Annotated in this window: 1 protein-coding gene; it reads left to right on the top strand. The window is 73.6% G+C overall.

All coding sequences use genetic code 11. The features are described 5' to 3' along the window. Window positions 1–180: 180 nt before the first annotated feature. Window positions 181–677 (top strand): PfkB family carbohydrate kinase (locus L6R21_28140; GenBank protein MCK6563075.1); only part of this gene is annotated, 497 nt, incomplete at its 3' end.

Here is a 677-nt window from a genome sequence, read left to right as displayed (position 1 = left end):
GGGCGGATGGCGACGGCCTCGATCTGGCAGCACTTCGGCCTGATGCCGCCGGCGGCGGCGGGCAGCGGCCTGTAGCGCGCCGGGCACCGCCACCCGGGCCGCCCCTCGCGACGGCCCGGCCTTGGTGCGATAATCCGGGCCTTCGCCTTTTTTCGGCATCCGCCCGGATGCCCCGCGCCCATGCACCTTTCCCTGCCGGATTTCTCCGCCTTCCGCGTGCTCGTCTGTGGTGACGTGATGCTCGACCGCTACTGGCACGGCGCCACCGCGCGCATCTCGCCGGAGGCGCCGGTGCCGGTGGTGCAGGTCAGGAGCGACGAGCTGCGCGCCGGTGGCGCCGGCAACGTGGCCCTCAACGTCGCTTCGCTCGGCGCCCGGGCACGGGTGATCGGCCTGGTCGGTGACGACGAGGCCGGGCGCCTGCTCGAGGAAAACCTCGCCGCGCGGGGCGTCGACTGCGCCTTCGAGCGCGTGCAGGACGCGCCCACCATCACCAAGCTGCGGGTCATCTCGCGCCACCAGCAGCTGATCCGCCTCGACTTCGAGGAGCGCTTCGCCGCCCTCCACGCCGAGCGGGTGCTCGCCGCCCTCGAGGCCGGGCTCGACGGGGTGGACGTGCTGGTGCTGTCCGACTACGCCAAGGGCACCCTGGCTGACGTGCCGGCCCTGATCGCGGC

This window comes from bacterium, assembly GCA_023150945.1.
Taxonomy (GTDB): Bacteria; Zhuqueibacterota; Zhuqueibacteria; order Zhuqueibacterales; family Zhuqueibacteraceae; genus Coneutiohabitans.
The sequence above is the reverse complement of the archived record's forward strand: the minus strand, read 5'-3'. Positions and strand labels throughout refer to the sequence as shown.